Genomic DNA, 18165 nt, shown 5'->3' on the forward strand with positions numbered 1-18165 from the left:
TCTCTACTTTGACACCACTACTTCGCCAGCTCACCCAGGTTCGCCGGACGAAGCGACTCGTCTTCTTCGGCTACCGTCAAATATAATCCCCTCATCAAGACGAACAGGTTGTGGTACGCGAACTCACCGCCCGGGCTGGCCGGCGCGAACTCGACTCCGTTGCGATTCATGAAACACAACAGGCTGACGAGGTTACCGCCGTCACTTTCCGGTGAATACCCGCTTTGTCCGTGGAGCGGTCGAATGTCGCCCGACTTTTCGAGCTGAACGATTTCGCGATCCAGCTCCTGAAGGAACCGGTCGGCCGAGTGAAATTGGGTGTATCGGCGGTGCTGTTTGACCCAGCCGGTAACGCTTTTGGAACGGTGGAAGACGTTGGTCAACGCGACAAGACTCTGGTGCAACCCTTGGATACTCGCGACGGACGCTTGCCCCAGCTCGGTCGACTCATTGACGACACGCCCGCGCATCCGCTCGAACGTTTGCCGGGCATCGTTGAATTCGTCCCACCGCAAGATATACGGCCACAGGTGGATGGTTTCGTCAACGTCGTGATCGGCAGAGAATTTGAACGGCCCCTGTTTCAGCGTGACGTTCGCGAGCAGGCTCTTATCAAGACTCAACTGATCGAGCGCGTCGTCGGAGAATCGACTGTTGGACGAGTCGAAACGGTAGGGGAGTGACGTTGCGGAGAGTCTCGCCAGCATGAAGTTTAATGCCGAGCCGTTCTTGATTCGACTGGTGCTCAATTCGGGATGGTTTTTCAATCGATCCCAAAACCTGCTGTTCTGCCATTTCTGGTCGTTCAAGTACCTCATCCGCTTGATTTGACGCACTTGGCCCAGTTCCAGCTTCTTCTGTTCGGCCAAAGTCTTTCGATCCCAATACACCCGCAACTCTTTGATCCAGTTGTCGAGTTCCTTGCTGTAGGCATCGGCGTTCAAGTTGCGTGCATAGGCGAAGCTGACCGCAGCGTCACCTTGGGCTCGAATCAGCTCCGCCTGCGCATAGACGTGAGACGTCACCGCGAAGTACGGATCGTAGGATGCCCAGAGGAGTCGGTGCGGGTATCGGTAGGGAACCCCGGAACCGACAAGGACCTCTTGTGCGATCACGTTTGAATGCAGAATGCTCGCACTGACAGCGTAGAACCAGATCGCAAGGAGCAGGCGTGGCATGGATCGATTCGACGTCGGACACGGGTAGAAAAAGTGGTTCATCGTGATTCGTGGGGGATTCAAGGAATGCATTCAAAGCTCGCACTCATTGATGCGTTGAAACAGAGCAGCGTCAAACATCGGCGGTCCCGATTCGGAGCCTACATCAGCGGGCGGGGCGGGCCGGGAATAGACCGCGACCACTTCCCCCTTAGCGTTCACGGCCGGACTCCCCAAAAAAATGTCGTCCGTTTGCTCGACCGTTGCGTTGACCAACAGTCGGTCTGCGGATCCTTCGGGATCCGACAGTCGGCGTCCCACCCTGCATTGCATGTTTGACACTTCGAAGGGGAATTCGGGGTCAAAGAACGGGTCCTGGAGATCAAAGGCGTATCCGGCGACCGTGAGTTTTTGATTGGGCCGCAACGATGTCGACGAAGTTGCGAGCGAAAGCCATCGATCGGTCGGCCGATCAATCGAGAGCAAACCTACGTCGTAAGATGTCTTTCGATCCATTGCGTTGATCGCTTTCATGCGGGCGTCGATCAGGCGTGTTTTGACGGTTTCAAACGCTTCCGGTTTCGGACGTGTCGATTCAAGTTGATCGAATAGTTCGTCGTGGGATTGTCGGGCCGCTCGCGCCGTTTCATTCCATCGCGCGTACTGCGGATGCGTCTTCGTGGACTGGACCGACCTCCATTGATCCGTCAGCGGGGAATACAAGAACGATTTTGGGAATCCGTTGGCGTTCAACTCCTTCATCGCATCGATGACCGACGCGCTGGTGACGATGCGATTGGGGCCGATCGCAAATCCCGTCCCGACCCGAAACGGCGTCTTGCCTTCCAGATCCGAGCAGACGATGACGAACAGCGATCCCGCGATCGAATCGGCAGGCGGAGCAGTATCGACACGACTCTCGACGATCGCGAGATCCTCGGTTGTCGGGACCGTCACTTCTGGTGCGTGGTCCGTTTGATTCCCATCCCGTTGAATCTCCATCGGTGCATCACCCGCGCGATCAGTCGCGACTCCATCGGCAATTTGATTTCCGTCATCGATCGTCATCCACCACGCCACGCTGGTCATGACCGTGCAAAACAGCAGGGCCACCGAGATCGCGGCAAACACTTGCCACTGAACGTTGAACTTCTCCCTCCTTGGGATAACCGACGATGCCGGCGTCGTTGTCGGTTCGGGTAACGACGACACCGAATCTGGCTGGTTTGCCAGATCGATCAATTGATCGACTTGGTGCGACGTCGAACCGAAAAAGACTGTGTCGGTCGTCACAACTTGGGTGCGACTGATCTTATTCTCGACGGTTCCAACCGACGTCCCATTGGTGGACCCCAAGTCCTCGAGGACGATGTGATCCCCGTTGATGATCAGTCGTGCGTGATGACTTGAAATGTTGGAATGATTCAGCACGACCGTGTTATCCGCGACGCGCCCGATCGTAATCCGTCGCGGGCGCGAGTCGTTGCCGTCCCCGCGCTGAACCGAATCGGAGTGATGCGGCAATTCAGCTATTTTCGCACCACACAACGATTCAGGCCAAGGTAGTGCTTCGGTCTGGCCCAGCGTCACGCGGTCCGATAGTGAAACATCGATGCTGCCGGAGAGTGGTCGCCCGTTGACCATCGTCCCGTTGGTCGAGCCGAGGTCCGTCAGTGTGAGTTTTCCTCCGGCGGCGGTCAGGCGGCAATGTCGAGCCGACACGATCGGGCTTGCCACGACGATGTCGCAGGACGGGGCCGACCCGATGGTCCAAGTTTTTTGCGTCATGGTTTTTGTCAACTTTCTGGTCGTTGTTGATCCACCCCAGGATGAAAGCGGAATCGTTGCTGTCCGAGTTGGAACTCCGTCAACTTGTCCATCGCAAATTTCTTGACGCGGATCCAAACACCGTTGACCGACTTTCGATCTTCGATCATCCAACGTCCGGTTTCGTCTTGATAAATCCGTGCGTGTTGGGGACTGATGAACGGATCGTCTCCGATGGTCACCTCACAACGCTCATCGGAGCCGATCCAGGTTTCTTTCTCGCCGACAACAAACGCTCGCGGATTCTCGTTCGACACGCCGACTTCGATCAGACGCGGGACGAACTGCTCCAGCAGCGTACGTGTTGGCGCCCGGTAGGCTTGCGTCTGCAAGGCTTCGGTTTCGGTCGCTTCGGCCCCCGGTTCGGGCAACTGAAACACATAACGTCTGCCACCGAGGATCAATTCGGAATCGCGTGATAGCGACGCTCGAAACGCACGCACGAAAGTCCCGTTGGTACTTTTTCGGTCGATCAAGAACCAACGAAACCGACCTTTCTGTCTTTGGCAGCGAAGCTCTGCGTGCCGGCCGGACATGTCGCCGTCAAAGGGAATGACCGTGTCACCCTTGTCACGCCCGATCGTCCATCGCAAGTCGCGAATCCGAATCATTTCACCTTGCTCACGACAACCATCGTCCAGAATGTGCAGCATCGCAAGCGGTTGGCGATGGGTCGGCCGAAACACAATCGCCTTCGTCGCGATCGCGTCCTTTCCAGTCGCGGTCTTGGCGGATCTGCTCGGAGTCGACTTTCCCGTCGATGCGGCTTTCTGCAAGTACTGCTGAAGCGGCTCGGCGACCGTCTGGATGATCGGTTCTTCGTCGGAGTCACGGACGGATGCGATGTTCATAGGGATTGTTGATTAGCTGCCGAGTTATTGCTTGAGTTCACGGACGCGGATATTGCGAATACGGACCAAACTGCCGTGCCATTGTCTCGCTGCTCGGCGGTCCCTGTCGGCGCGGCGGCATCCGGTGCGGTCGTGACACGTTTGAGCGTGCCATCGGGATCGGTCTCGATGATCGCGGTGGTTCCGTCTTCGACCTTCAGTCTGCTGCCATCGGCGAAGTAGATGATCACGGCGGCAAGAACGAGGACGCCGCCGAGTCCAGTGGCGATCCACTTAAGAGGCCCACCACCGCGACCACGGCGGGATGAAACATGTGGCTGGGGTTGGACGACCAACTCGGGTGTTCGCGTCGGTAAGGATTCCACGAAGGTGTTCGTCGGGTCCTGGGCAGCTTGTGTGGCAAAAAACGCGTTCAACGCTCCCGTTTCCGTGGTCTGACTTGCAACCTCCACGCCCGACGACGATTCTGGCCGGTTGGCGTTCGTGGCCCGCGGCGCTTTCGGTTTGGTCTTGCCTTTGAGATAGTCCTTTACGTCCGACGCGACGGCTTCCATCGATGCATAACGGACGCTCAGTCGCTTCGCCATCATCTTGGCGCAAATCGATTCGAGTTGCGGATCGATCTCGGAACGGATCGAAGAAGGCGGGATCGGGTCTTCATGCACCACGCCGTAGATGACCTTGGCGATCGGGCCGCGAAACGGAAGCTGCCCGGTCAGTAATTCATACAGGATCACCCCGAGTGCATAGATGTCGGCCGCCGCGCCCACCTCGTCAAGCTCCCCTTGGATCTGCTCGGGCGACATGTACGCCGGCGTGCCGACCGCCATGCCACTTTGCGTCACGCGGCTTTCCACATCGGTCTGTCTTGCCAAGCCGAAATCCATCACGACCGGTTCCTTTTTCGTGTCGATCATGATGTTGGCAGGTTTCAGGTCGCGGTGGATCACGTTGTGCCGGTGCGCCTCGGACAACGCGATCGCCAGACGGTGAATCAGAATTGCCGAGGTCCGTTGCGGCGGCAGCCTGTCGGGTTGGATCAGCTCCCGCATCGACCGGCCCCTGACAAACGCCATCGAAATGAAATGACGCCCATCGATTTCACCGACATCATAGACCGGGCACAGATTCCGATGATGCAGTTTTGCCGCCGCGCGAGCCTCACGATAAAAACGCGTGACCAACGACGTGTCGTCGACGCCGGCGAAACCAGGCGTCTTCAATGCGACTTGCCGATCCAGTTGGCTGTCATGTGCCAGATAAACTTTGCCCATCGCGCCGGCACCCAGTTCGCGGACGATGCGATAACGCCCGAATTCCGAAGGAAGGTCGCCGACGTTTTGCCGATTTTTCGGCACCACCGCTGTGTCTCGGACCTGCTCGATTCGGCTCGTGTCGATCGACGCCTGGCCGGGCGGTGCCTCGCCTTGGTCGTCGGACGAGCTCGCTCTCCGGGACTCCGTCAGCTCATCCGCCAGACGCTTGAGCCTGGCAAATTGGCGCGGAAATCGCGACTCATAACTTGCCAAATCCACGTTCAAGCCGGCTGACCTTCGCGCCTCATACTCCGCCAGAATCAATTCGGCCGAAAGGCTCTCGGGCGTTCCAAGGGCTGGAACGTGACGCAGATAGTCCTCCAGCAACGGCGTTCGTCCTGCCGTCCAGCTCCGATGCAGATCGATCTTGATTAATTCGACCAGCGCGATCTCTCGGTAGGGGCCGGTCGATTCGGCCATCAACCGATCACGGCACGGGCCGAGGGCTCCCGGCGACCACTGCAGATCGAACGCCATCAGCAGCGACTCAAGCATATTTCGCTCGCTGACTTCTAGCATTGCTAATCGTTGGTCGGACATCTCGAGTGCTCGGCAAGGGGAGATTTCGGTGCATTCGCGCGGCGAGCGATGTTCAAAAGAAAGGCTCGCCCAACAGTCTGCATCGCGATTGGTCCGGAAACTGTCACATCGAATCGGAATCTTTTTCAGAATTCGTCGCGGTTTCATCTGAAAACAACGCAAATCGATGCTCCAGACGCTCCAGAACGAGATTCAGGATTCGGTGAATCGTCTGTCGTGAGACACTCAATTGCCCGGCGATTTCGGTTTTCGTCCGCCCCTCCAGACGCAGCGCGATGATCTCGCCCGTTTTCGGCGGAAGCCCCTCAATTACCAGATCGATCTCTTCCCAAAGTGCCAGGGCGTCTTCCGCCGAAGGCTCGCGTGCGAGTATCGTCAGGTCCTCAGAAATGGCGTGCTCGGCCTGGGCGTCGCGACAATCGGCCGTGTGTTTGCGGGCGTGCGAACGCGTCTTGCAAAGCGTCAACGTCGCCAACAATTGCCACAACTGTTGCGAGTGCTCGATTTGAAAACCGCCCGCTCCGTGCCGGCGAAAGAAGGTGCGGAAGACCGACTGGACGATATCTTCGCCGTCGAATCGCTTGAGCAATGCCGGATGAATGTTTTTGCCCGCCAGACAGACCAGTCGCCGCGAATAATCATCAAAGAGCTTCCGGACCGCGTCCGTCTCGCCCCGTTGCAAGCGACTCTGAAATGCGGCGAAATCAACTGACCGTTGTGACGGAGGCTCGGATGATCCCTGCCGGTGTCTTGATGCTCCGTTGTCGGACATGTCGATCTCTGCGAGTCATGACGGGGCCGCACTGTTGATCGGGGCGTGATTGGTCACGGCAATCCGCATGTGGCGATGGTTACAGTCTAACCACCTCACGCACCGCAGATCACGTATCGGTTCACGTCATGGAAGACTTTTCTGCCGCGATCGCAGCATCTGGCGATGGTGACGGCAGAGAATCAAATCCGCCAAACGGCTGATCAAATCAACCGGCCGTCAGCAATTCCGGACACTGGAGGTCTAGCGTCTCGGTGATCGCCAACGCACTGCGGCTAAAAACCATCAAGCTGACCAGAAGCGGTACTGAGTGAGCGTTTGCTATGCCCCCGGCAGGGTCGCCGCGGCGTCTCGAGATCACTTCTTGAGGCGGTTCGGTTGGGTCCGATACGTGGCGCCGTTGTCGGCAGGCATCGACTCATGCCACTTGACCAACCGCTTGGTCAACGCTGCCACCACCTCCGCGTGCTCTGACGCGACGTTGTTCTTCTCCGACGGATCGGTGTCCAGGTTGTACAGTTGTGGATCCGAACCGTCGTACTCACAGAGCAGCTTCCACTTGCCCGACCGAACCGCAAGATCCGGCAAGTCCTCTTCGCCGTAAAACGTGTCGCGATCGGGCGGCCGCCGAAAGAAGATCGGCGCAGTCCGTGAACCGCCTTCGCCGAGCAACGTGCCGACGAGTGCCTGGCCGTCGAAATGGACGCCCTCCGGTCGCGGCGTGCCGGTCAATTCCAACAGCGTCGGCACCAGATCGATCGCGGCGAACACCGAAGTGCTGTCCACGTCATTTTGCTTTTTGAGAATTTTTGGCCCCCAAGCGATCAACGGCGACCGCACTCCGCCTTCGTACAGATGGGTCTTGTAACCTCGAAACGGCCCCGCTTCCCCGGCCCCCGGTTGCGGCCCGTTGTCCGAACAAACCAGGATCAGCGTGTTGTCTCGCAATGACTCGTCCTCTCGAATGCGATCGAACAACACACCGAATTGCTTGTCCATGGACTCAAGCACCGACAGATACAGCCGCCGCATGGAACCGTCCCCCCAGGTCTCGACCGGTGGCCAATACGGCGAGTGAACATCGTCGGGCCACAAATTGATGTAGAACGGTTTTTCTGCCGACGCGGCCTGATCGATAAACGAGACCGCCGCATCGACGAAGCCCGACGTGATCTCCGACCGAAGCATCCATCGATACCCTTCGCCCAGGCTTTCGGCACGATCCCAGATTCGCCCCGGCTGCTTGTCGCCCGGCTTGAGCGTCAACGGAAGCAGCTTTGGTCCCATGCCTTCGAAATTGGTCAGCGACGCATCAAAACCATAGTCGGTAATCGGCGGCGCATCGTTGACGTCGCGCTGCCCGCCCATGTGCCATTTGCCAAAGTGGCCGGTCGCGTATCCCGCCTGATTTAACGATCGAGCCAGCATCGGAGCTTGGGGATCCAGCCACTGAGCCATGCCGCGCTCTTCGTTGTTCTTGCGGTTGTTGAGGAACGACGTGATCCGCCAACGCTGCGGATACTGCCCGGTCGAAATCGCCACTCGCGAGGGAGAACAGATCGGCGAGTTCACATAAAACTGCTCAAACCGAATCCCCTCGGCCGCGAGCCGGTCGATGTTCGGAGTCGCCGCGTCATCGTTGCCAAAGCTCGAAAAATCGCCCCAACCCATGTCGTCGATGAAGACCAGGACGATGTTCGGGGGTGCATCCGCGGCGTCGCATGATCTGCCCATTCCGATCGAGCAGGCAAGGACAACCAGCAGCACAACGAACCTTGCAAACCAATCGAACCGCGGACGTGCACCGTTTGCACGCGACTGACGAAGGGGAATCTCTATTCGCATCCTGGTTGATCCTATTGTTGGGGAATCCGCTTGCGGGCTTCAATCCAATACCACTAAGTTAAGACAAACGGAGGTGCCGCTCGCGCTTGCGCGAACCGGCTGATATCAATCGATTATCAGCCGTTTGGCGCGAGCCTACGGGCCCCGACCTGGGCAAAACCACGCTTAGCTTAGCGGTGTTGGGCTTCAACGGACGGCACGCTTGCCGAAGTCTTGCATTCTACCTCGGTTTGTCGGTCGTCTGAATGAGATCACCCGTCGTGGCACTGAGAGATGTTGTCATCGGTGCGGGTTTAAATTGACAGCCCGTAAGCGCCGCATGCCCTGAAAATCCTCGGCTGCGGTCGTGGGTTCGATGGCAGAAAAATCGGGGGCAGAAAAATGGAGGCAACAAAATCTCACCGATCCAATCCCGACGTTACAGGTCACTGTTCCGCTATTTTTCTGTCATCCATTTTCTTGTCTTCGATCGCCCCTAATTTGTTTTGCCCACCATTTTTCTGCCATCTCAGCCATGTCCCCCGGATCCTGTCCCCCGGATCGATTTTCAGTGGCTCTTGACCAGGACGATCAAGGTTTGGATCACTGCAAATCCGATGACGAGCCCGATGATCCACATCACGGGTTTCATAAAGCTAGGGATCCCCGGTTTCCGCTGCCGTTTCTGTTTGTCCTGCCGTTTTCGTTTCTTCTTGCCGGGTTGGGTTTTTGAGGCGGAAGAATTCATGACGCATCACCCTGCGATTAATGCCACGAAGTAGGCGGAAAAGATTGCGATCGTGAGCGCCATGCCCGCCCATGCGATCAGAGACTGATCGGACGAAGGCGGCTCTCGGTGATCGGTTTCGGTCGGTGGTGTGTAGGGGTTCATTGCACCTGCCAGTTTAGCACAACGCCGACCCAACATCTCCAGTCCCGACCCGAATGCTTCGCGCGAAATGCGGGTCAGTGTCGTGCCATTTCTTGCTGGTCCTCTGGTTTCTGCGTCGCCTGGGTGACCAATCCGAAATCGGCGAGGACGACATAGGCGGCGGGGATTGCGATCAGCACGAGCACCGTCGAACTGAGCAGGCCGAAGCAAACGCTGACGGCCAGCGGAATGAGCACCTGTGCCTGGCGACTGGTTTCGAACAGCAACGGCGTGCAGCCGGCGATGGTGGTGGCCGAGGTGAGCAGGATGGCGCGAAAGCGGAGCCGACTGGCGCGACGTGCGGAGTCTTCCACGTCAGCTCCGGTGGTACGTTCCTGTTTTAAAAACAGCACCAACAGGATCGAATCGTTCACGACCACTCCGGCCAACGAGACAAATCCGAGGACGCTGGGAATCGAAAGCGCGTTGCCGGTCACCGATTCACGGAGCCACCTGAGCACCTGATCGATTCCGCGACGGAGACGGCCGGGCCGATCCAGCCCCGTGTGTCCGAGCGAGTGACCAAGGTGCGCGGGCAGGATAATGAACGCTTCGATCAGAATGACGGCCAGGACCAGAATCAACACCATCGGGATGACTTCCAGTACCTTGCCGATGACCCCGGACAATGAGGCCAACGGTCCGAGCACACAGATCGTGGTCAGGAACGAGGAAAGCACACCGCCGGAAACTTCTTTGACGCCGTCAATCGCCGCCCGCATGGCCGGCTTGCCGAGACTCAGATGCCGAGCGATGTTCTCCGAGATGACGATCCCGTCGTCCATCAGGATGCCTGTTGCCAGCAGCATCGCCACCAGCGTGATCATGTTGATGGTCAAGCCCAGCATCGGCATCAGAAACAACGCGCCCAGAAAAGACACCGGCAGACTCATCACCACCCAGAACGACATCCGCAGATTGAAGAACATCCAAAGCGTGCAGAACACCAGGACAATCCCTTGCACGGCATTCTTGAGGACGAGTTGGAGTCGATCGCGGATCAACGTCGACATGTCGTTGACCACGACCAGGTCCAAGAGCGGCTGACGCTGGCGCTCGAGCTCAAGAAACTCACGCACCGCAGTGGTCACTCGGATGGCGTCTTGAGTTTTCGTCTTTTCGATCCGCAGCACACCGGCCCGCTCGCTTCCGAGTAAGCTCTTGACCTCTTCGTCCTCGAACACATCGACGACCCGGCCGAGATCGCGCAGCGACACTTGAGGCACTTGTTGCAAACGATCTTTCAAGTCCTCGCAGTAAATCTTCAAATCCCCGGTCGATAACGGGCCGGAATCGAGCAAAACCATGACGGCTTCGGTCCGTCCGATCTGCGTGATCACGGGATCTTCGACATCGACGGGAAACTCGGTGATCGCTTCGACCTCCGATTCGATGTCGTCCTGTGAAGGTCACCCGGCAGTACGTGCCCTGCAGCAACGGCGGCCTGACCCCGGGAACCACTTGCTCATAGGGATCGTCGACACCCACCACAGGAACTTCGATGACCCGCAGCATCCGCGATGCTTCGTCGGCGACCTCCCGCTCCGGCTGCGGGCGGTTTCCCACGATCCAGACGGCGATCGCCACGCCCGCCAGTAGCGGAGGAACGAATAGCAACCGTCATCCAGCTCGCTTCACGAGTTGAAACAATCTGTCACGGGTGTTGTTAGCCAACGCGAATCTCCATCAAAGGATTTAAAACCACAGATCGCTCAACTGCCCCGAATACGCCCGGAATGCCTTCAACGCGTTCGCGGCGCTGGCCGGCCCCATCAATGTGTCAACGATGATCAATCCGTCGTCTCCGACGATCATCGACGTGTTCGCTCCGTGAAACCCGACAGCGGTGAAAACATTGTCGGAGACTTTGACAATGCCTTTCTCGAATTGCTGCTGCTGAGCATTGAGCATCCGCAGTGCCGTCTCGGGTGCGACCTGTGTCTGTCCGCTGGCACGGGCGGTAACCAGTACGGTGCTCAGCAACAGAACGCCTGTTTTTAAACCTGTGTGCATCTCGCTATTCTCCTGTCGATATCAAGTGTTCCAACGCAGCTCAGTCTTCGGGCAGTGGATCTTGTTAAAGATCCTTCCGCTCAGAAAGTTGGTTCGATAAGTTTCTCTGCATCTTCCGCAAAACGTTTTGCGTCGCATTCAATTCCGACTTTGCAATGCCCTTGAGCGCAGTTTTCCGAAGGTCGTCCAATAAGGGGAGGACCGTTTGAAGTTTCTGTTTGCCGCGGCGAGTCAAGCCGACCATCACAACGCGTGCGTCGTCGCTCGAGACGCTCCGCTCGACAAACTTCTGTTCAACGAGTCGATCCAACTGCCGTTTCACCGTCGTCGGATCACGAATCATCCGAGATGCCAACTCGTTCATACTCAGCGGCTGGCCGGCGTCTGACAAAGTAATCAGCGTTTGCGTTTCCTCGGGCGAGAACGGCCAACCGGCACTCTTCAGCACCGCTGCCATTCCGGAGCGAATCAAGTGGGCGACACGGCCGATCGCAAACCCGGGCGAAGATTCGGAATCAAAGTGCATGTTCACCTCCATGCAAATCCTCACCCCCAGCGGTCGAATGCTGGGCCGAACTTGAGGGTCCGGCAAAGATCGGGCGATACCAATCAAAGTAGCAGTAAATCAGCAGACCGCAGGCCGCGAAATCGGGGATCCCGACGACGAGGTATTGATGAGCGAAAAAGGTCACGTACAGCAGGATATTGAAGGCGTAGGGCAGCGACATCAGGATGGCGAGGGGCGCCGTCCGCGGGATAAACATCAGTCCGCCGGCGATCGTCTTGAAAAGGCCGACCCAGAAGATCAGATAACCCGTCTTTTGCAGCGCAATCATGAATTGCCCAACCTCATCCGGCGATTCACCGACCGGATAGCCGTTGACGGCAAATCTCATCGTCATGATCCCTGTCCCAAACAGAAACAGTGCAAAGAGCAGTCGCACCACCAACGCCAGACGTGGCAACCGAACGCTGCGTTGTTCTCTTGAAGCCATTTCACTTGGACCGTGTGAATTGAAATGAAGGGTTTGTTCATTTGGGCCGCGAGATGAGAGCAGGCCTTCCATACCTGCATCATACAGCTATCCGCGCGGCTGTCAATGCTTGTCGTGAATTTCGGGAATCAGCCGAGCCGGCGAGCGGCCCGCATTGCCACCCGCTGTGAGCCGCGACGCGTCAGCGGCCGGGCCTAGTGCGGTTACAATCAAACCGCCGGCAATCGCCAAACCAACCCGCCCGAGGCCTAACGGCCAGCGGCTCACAATGTCACCCGCCGTGAGCCGCGACGCGTAAGCGGCCTGTCACCTGGATCACTTGACGTTCCGCGGAGAGCGCGGCGTCGAGCTAGACGGCGTCCGCTACGGCGAGAGGGTGAACTTGCCTTGAGTTCGCACGTAAAGGATGCACTCGTCATCGCAAGAAAGGCGGTGCGAGGCGGGACCGTGGGAACCGAAGCAGCTGCCACTCGGCAATGGTTTGGCTTCACCGCCTTCGTCCAGATGCAGTCTGGTCTGGCCCTTGATGACCACGACTCGTAGTGAAGGGCTATCGGTCTTAAAAAGTGGCGTAAGCTTCCAGCTTGCGATTTCGGCACCGCAAGCTAGAAGCTTACGTCACTCACTCTTTTCGCTGATTGCTTAGGCGAGGATGTCTTGCAACACGTGGCCGTGAACATCGGTCAGGCGGAATCGTCGGCCTTGGTACTTGAAATTCAAACGTTCGTGGTCGATCCCCATCAGGTGCAGGATCGTCGCGTTAAAGTCGTGAACGTGAACGCCATCGCGGACGATGTTGTATCCGAACTCATCGGTTTCCCCGTACGATACACCCGGCTTGATTCCGCCGCCGGCCATCCAAGTCGTAAAGCAACGCGGGTGATGGTCGCGGCCGTAGTTGTCACTGGTCAAGACGCCTTGCGTGTAGGACGTGCGGCCAAATTCGCCGCCCCAGATGACGAGCGTCTCATCGAGCAAGCCCAGTCGCTTGAGATCCTTCACCAAAGCCGCTGACGCCTGGTCGGTTTCTTGGGCTTGCCCTTTGATTTGCTTGGGCAGGTTCGAGTGCTGGTCCCAGCCTTGATGGTAGAGCTGAATGAATCGCACATCCCGCTGAGCCAACCGTCGAGCCAGCAAACAGTTGGCCGCAAACGTGCCCGGCGTTTTCGCGTCTTCCCCGTACAATTCAAAGGTAGCCTCCGGTTCGTCGGAAAAATCCGCCGCATCGGGCACCGAGGTTTGCATCCGGTAGGCCATTTCGTACTGGGCGATTCGCGATTCAATCTCCGGATCGAGTTCTTTGGCGAACTGATGCTGATTGAGCTGATTGATGGCGTCCAAATGAGCGCGTCGACGCGGTGCGGGAATGCCTTCCGGGTTGGAGAGATACAGAACGGGGTCGCTGCCGCCACGAAACTGAACGCCTTGGTACTTGGAATCCAAGAACCCGTTCCCCCACAGTCTTGCGTAGAGCGGTTGCCCGCCCTGACCGGCCGAAACCAGCACGATGAACGCCGGCAGGTCTTCGTTTTCGCTACCGAGCCCATACGACAGCCAAGCACCCAACGACGGCCGTCCCGCAATTTGCGATCCGGTTTGGAACATCGTGATCGCAGGGTCGTGGTTGATCGCTTCGGTGTGCATCGACTTGATGAAACAGACATCGTCCACAATGTCACGATGGTGCGGAAGAAGCTCACTCAGCCAAGCACCCGATTCGCCGTATTGTGCGAATTTGAATGCGGAACCAGCCAGCGGAAGAGACGATTGGTTGACGGACATCCCCGTCAAACGCTGCTCGCCACGCACCTCCGGAGGGATTTCCTTGCCATTCATTTCGTTCAGCAATGGCTTGTAGTCGAAGAGATCCTGCTGAGCCGGGCCTCCGGATTGAAACAAGTAAATGATCCGTTTGGCCTTGGGCGCGAAGTGCGTGCCTGGGGGCAATCCTCCGCTCGCCGCAACCGCTTCGCCATCGCTGCCCAGCAGGCTGGCAAGGGCCGCAACGCCGACACCGGTCGAACCCGTTTCGAAAAAGTGCCGACGATTAAACGTAAACGATGTTTGATTCATGGGGATGCGAATGACGGAAAGTGGTAAGGGATGGTGGGATCGCTAGCGAGGTTGCGACGCCGGAGTGACAGAAACTCTTGACGGCCTGTTGATTGAATCAGCCGTTTGGCGCGAGCCTACGGGCCCTGGTGTGTTTGCTTCGTGCTACAGGCCCGTACGCTCGCGCGAAACGGCTGATCCCATGTGTGATCGGATAAATCAACAGGCCGTTGACGAGTTCCGCTACGGTGGACATTGCATTTGCATGGCTAACGTTTCCAGATCGTGGCATCGAGATTCAGGATGGCTTGGCAGACGTTGGTGAGCGCGGCAAGTTTGGCGGCGTCAAGATCTGGGTTCGTCTCCGCATCGCCGAGCGTTAGCAATTTCTCTGCTGCCTCCGGATGCGTGGCGTAGTAGGCTTCTTCATCGGCGAGCAATTCAGCGAGTATTTTTTGCTCCGACGAATCGGGTGTGCGACCGGTCAAGCGAAGGAAGGCGGTATCGAGTTGTTCGTCCCTGGGCTGCGCGGCAAGCTCCGCCGCGAGGACCCGCGACGCTTCGATAAACTGCACGTCGTTGAGCAACACCAGTGCTTGCAGCGGCGTATTCGTTCGCGAACGCTCGACGGTGCAGACTTCTCGCGTCGTCGTGTCGAAGGCCATCATGTTGGGCAGCGGAGCGGTGCGTTTCCAAACCGAGTACAGCGACCGTCGATACAAAGCCTTGCCGACCGATTGCTGATAAGCAGGCGACATGCCATTGGACTCTTTCCACAGATCCTCGCCCGGCTGGTAGGGAGAGACCGGTGGCCCGCCCTTTTCCGGATTGAGGAGCCCGGAGGCCGTGAGTGCCAAATCGCGGATCTGTTCGGCGCCCAAGCGATGGGCCGGACCGCGCGAAAGCCACTGGTTGGTCGGATCGACCACGAGGGCGTCAGGCGTTGCGGAGGAATCCTGTCGATAGGTCGCCGAAAGCGCGATTGCCTTGCACAATCGCTTGACATCCCAGCCGCTATCGACGAAGTCGCGGGCGAGCCAATCGAGCAATTCGGGGTGGGTCGGCAAGTCGCCTTGAGAGCCGAAATTCTCGGGGGTGCGAACCAACGGCGAAGTAAAGAAGTTTCCCCAGAAGCGATTCACAGCAACTCGTGCGGTCAGCGGATGCTGCGGGTCGGTCACCCAGCGTGCCAGACCCAAACGGTTATTCGGAGCATCTTCGGGCATGGCAATCGGAAGTCCGGAAAGCGTTCTGCGGCTGACGAGCGTCTCGTCAGTCGTCGGCGCATCGTACTCGCCCCTCGCCAACACGTGAGCGGGCCTCGGCGTGTCCGTTTCCTCCATGATCGGAATCTCGTTCATCACTTCTTCGGCCATGACAAACGCTTTCCGTGCCTCCGTCAGCTTGGCCATCGCGGCACGAGCGTCCTCATCGATCGCCGAAGCGTAATAATCGAAACTCGGCTTACCTGCGTCGAATCGCTGTTGCCCGAGAGACAACGTCTTCAATTCGACGGCCGTCAACTCGCGATCGTACACACGGACATCGTCGATCAGGCCACCCGCCAAACCTCGGTCGCGAAACCGCTGGCCGATCACAAACTCGCCGCCGTGATCGACCTTGACATTGCAACGCTTCTTCAGCCGGTCACGAATGATCTCCGTTTCCAGTTCCTCGCCGTTCAGATAGAGTTTTAGTCCTGACGCACGTGACGAACCATCGTAAGTTGCGCTGACCTGATGCCACTGGTCAACAGGAATGGGCTCGGTCGTTCGGACGCTGATCGCGTTGCCCGGCCAAACACGAGCCATCCGAGATTCAAGGTGCCCGTCCTCGATCGTCAAGTCCCAGCCGTTGTATCCGCAGTCGGTGCCTCGCGTGTGATGCGCGATCAGGCTGCGCAAGGGTGACCGCCTCGTTTCTCGCAAGGTCACCACCACCGACATCGGTAGCCAACGGTCAAACGGATCGATTCCATGCGTGGTGACTCCACGTTCCCCATCAAGCTGAAGCGCCCGTCGCCTCGGCGGTGCATCACGGCCCTGTGAATCCGCGGCAAGGGAATCCGCGGCAAGGGAATCCGCGGCAAGGGAATCCGCGGCAAGGGAATCCGCGGCAAGGGAATCCGCGGCAAGGGATTGATCCAATCGCTCAATCGATGAACCTTCGACCGGCACCAGCTTGGGCATCTGCGTCCAACTGCGATCCAATTTGGACGGGTGATAGACCTCCTTGATCGAATCGTCGAAATCCTGATCGAAAGCCAATGCGAGTCGCAGATCGGGGATCGCGAGTTGCGTTTCCGGATCCGGCGTCCACCCTTGATAACGCGTTTGAGCTTCGGCAAGCTCGGTCTCGTAGTGGTGCTCGGCTTCGGCCAACTTGTCCATGGCGTTTTGCAACGCTATCTCCTGCTCAGCCGTCGGCAACAGCAACGATGGACACGGTACTTTTTCCGTCCGGTCGTACACGCCACTTTCGTCGATCGAATTGAAATAGGCCGACAGTGAGTAGTAGTCTCGCATCGGAATCGGGTCGTACTTGTGATCGTGACATCGGCAGCACTCCATCGTTAACCCGAGCACAGCCGTGCCAAAGGTATGGACCCGATCGGCGACGTTTTCTAAACGCCACTCCTCGAACACGGCTCCACCCTCATTGTTGAGCCGGTGAATGCGATTGAATGCGGTCGCGACACGTTGCTCGCGCGTTGGGTTTTCCAACAGATCACCGGCAAGCTGCCACGTCAAAAACGTGTCGTACGGCAGGTTCTTGTTAAAGGCGTCCACAACCCAATCACGGTAAGGCCACTGCGTGTTGAGCTTGTCAGATTGATAACCGTAGGAATCGGCATATCGGGCCGCATCGAGCCAAGCGACCGCCATCTGCTCGCCAAACGCGGCTGACGCCAACAGGGCATCGACGGCGTTCTCATAGGCTTGCTGCTTGTCGTTCTGCAGCGACTGCTCAAAGGAGCGGATCTGGTCGAGCGTGGGGGGCAGCCCGGTCAGGTCGATCGTGACCCGGCGTAGCCAGCGACGGGGCTCCGCAGCACTGCTTGGCGACAGCCCCTTTTCTTTCATCTTCGTCAGTACGAATCGGTCAAGCGTCTCTCGCGGCCAGTCCGAATCACCCGTATCCGGGACGTCGATTGCCAATGGCAGTTTCTCAAACGCCCAGTGCCCCGCGTAGGGAGCCCCCTCCTCGACCCACTGCGCAAGCAATTGCATTTCCTGCTCGGTGAGCGGCAGCTTTGCCCGGGGAGGCGGCATGATCATGTCAGGGTCATCGCTACGAATCCGATCCACCAACTCACCCGCCTCGATGATATCGATCGCTTCCTCGCGAATATCGAAACGAAGCCCCGCTTCGCGGTTTTCCTCATCCGGCCCATGGCAGAAATAGCACTTGTCGGACAGGATCGGCCGAATGTCCCGATTGAAATCGATGTCGTCCGCGGGAAGTCTGCCAGCGGCAAGCGATACCGTGAGAAGGAGCAAAAGCCTGGGCAAAGCGTGTCTCATGATGACGGATTGAGAGAGTATTCGTGGGGGAATCGCTCGTGAATCGAATGAGGTAGCGGAACTCGCCAACGGCTTGTCGATTTAATCCGATCACGCATGGGATCAGCCGTTTGGCGCGAGCTTACGGGCCTGTAGCACGAAGAAAACACACCAGGGCCCGTAGGCTCGCGCCAAACGGCTGATTAAATCGACAAGCCGCCAAGAGTTTCGTCACTCCGGCGTCGCAACCTCGCTAGCGATCCCACCATCCCTTACCACTTTCCGTCATTCGCATCCCCATGAATCAAACATCGTTTACGTTTAATCGTCGGCACTTTTTCGAAACGGGTTCGACCGGTGTCGGCGTTGCGGCCCTTGCCAGCC

Annotated in this window: 14 protein-coding genes and 1 pseudogene; all 15 read right to left on the bottom strand. The window is 58.0% G+C overall.

All coding sequences use genetic code 11. From position 1 onward, the window contains the following. Nucleotides 1-17: 17 nt before the first annotated feature. Nucleotides 18-1178, bottom strand: a complete 1161-nt coding sequence (locus NZK35_RS28050) for a hypothetical protein (protein WP_259635840.1) — start codon at nucleotides 1176-1178, stop codon at nucleotides 18-20. A 72-nt stretch (nucleotides 1179-1250) separates the two neighbouring features. Then, a complete protein-coding gene (locus NZK35_RS28055; RefSeq protein ID WP_259635841.1) occupies nucleotides 1251-2945 on the bottom strand; it encodes an FHA domain-containing protein in 1695 nt (564 codons plus the stop codon). An 8-nt stretch (nucleotides 2946-2953) separates the two neighbouring features. Then, entirely contained in the window at nucleotides 2954-3835 is an 882-nt protein-coding gene (locus NZK35_RS28060; RefSeq protein WP_259635842.1) for an FHA domain-containing protein, read from the bottom strand. Beyond that, on the bottom strand, nucleotides 3832-5691 hold the full coding sequence (locus NZK35_RS28065) for a serine/threonine-protein kinase (protein ID WP_259635843.1): 1860 nt from the start codon (nucleotides 5689-5691) through the stop codon (nucleotides 3832-3834). The genes NZK35_RS28060 and NZK35_RS28065 overlap by 4 nt, the downstream gene beginning before the upstream one ends. Before the next feature lie 103 nt (nucleotides 5692-5794). Beyond that, the gene (locus tag NZK35_RS28070; protein WP_259635844.1) at nucleotides 5795-6463 is read right to left on the bottom strand and encodes an RNA polymerase sigma factor; all 669 of its coding nucleotides are present in this window, start codon (nucleotides 6461-6463) and stop codon (nucleotides 5795-5797) included. A 357-nt stretch (nucleotides 6464-6820) separates the two neighbouring features. After that, nucleotides 6821-8197, bottom strand: a complete 1377-nt coding sequence (locus NZK35_RS28075) for a sulfatase family protein (protein WP_259635845.1) — start codon at nucleotides 8195-8197, stop codon at nucleotides 6821-6823. A 658-nt stretch (nucleotides 8198-8855) separates the two neighbouring features. Then, complete coding sequence (locus NZK35_RS28080) at nucleotides 8856-9035, bottom strand: hypothetical protein (RefSeq protein ID WP_259635846.1); 180 nt, start codon at nucleotides 9033-9035, stop codon at nucleotides 8856-8858. Nucleotides 9036-9041: 6 nt separating this feature from the next. Continuing rightward, nucleotides 9042-9179, bottom strand: a complete 138-nt coding sequence (locus NZK35_RS28085; RefSeq protein ID WP_259635847.1) for a hypothetical protein — start codon at nucleotides 9177-9179, stop codon at nucleotides 9042-9044. Nucleotides 9180-9253: 74 nt separating this feature from the next. Further along, complete coding sequence (locus NZK35_RS28090) at nucleotides 9254-10558, bottom strand: efflux RND transporter permease subunit (protein ID WP_259635848.1); 1305 nt, start codon at nucleotides 10556-10558, stop codon at nucleotides 9254-9256. Nucleotides 10559-10940: 382 nt separating this feature from the next. Continuing rightward, nucleotides 10941-11231, bottom strand: a pseudogene (locus NZK35_RS28095) (alkyl/aryl-sulfatase); the annotation flags it as partial. A gap of 64 nt (nucleotides 11232-11295) precedes the next feature. Continuing rightward, nucleotides 11296-11757, bottom strand: a complete 462-nt coding sequence (locus NZK35_RS28100; RefSeq protein ID WP_259635849.1) for a MarR family winged helix-turn-helix transcriptional regulator — start codon at nucleotides 11755-11757, stop codon at nucleotides 11296-11298. Then, a complete protein-coding gene (locus tag NZK35_RS28105) occupies nucleotides 11747-12226 on the bottom strand; it encodes a hypothetical protein (protein ID WP_259635850.1) in 480 nt (159 codons plus the stop codon). Before NZK35_RS28105 ends, NZK35_RS28100 begins: the two co-directional genes overlap by 11 nt. Nucleotides 12227-12589: 363 nt before the next feature. Beyond that, the gene (locus tag NZK35_RS35015; RefSeq protein WP_407699845.1) at nucleotides 12590-12817 is read right to left on the bottom strand and encodes a DUF4437 domain-containing protein; all 228 of its coding nucleotides are present in this window, start codon (nucleotides 12815-12817) and stop codon (nucleotides 12590-12592) included. Nucleotides 12818-12868: 51 nt separating this feature from the next. Next, nucleotides 12869-14299 (bottom strand): DUF1501 domain-containing protein, encoded by a 1431-nt coding sequence (locus NZK35_RS28110; protein WP_259635851.1) that lies wholly within the window; start codon nucleotides 14297-14299, stop codon nucleotides 12869-12871. Nucleotides 14300-14547: 248 nt separating this feature from the next. Next, nucleotides 14548-17802, bottom strand: coding sequence for a DUF1553 domain-containing protein (locus tag NZK35_RS28115; protein ID WP_259635852.1), 3255 nt, complete (start codon nucleotides 17800-17802; stop codon nucleotides 14548-14550). Between the last annotated feature and the right edge of the window lie 363 nt (nucleotides 17803-18165).

Origin of the sequence: Stieleria sedimenti (assembly GCF_025060895.1) — a bacterium.
Lineage (GTDB): Bacteria > Planctomycetota > Planctomycetia > Pirellulales > Pirellulaceae > Stieleria > Stieleria sedimenti.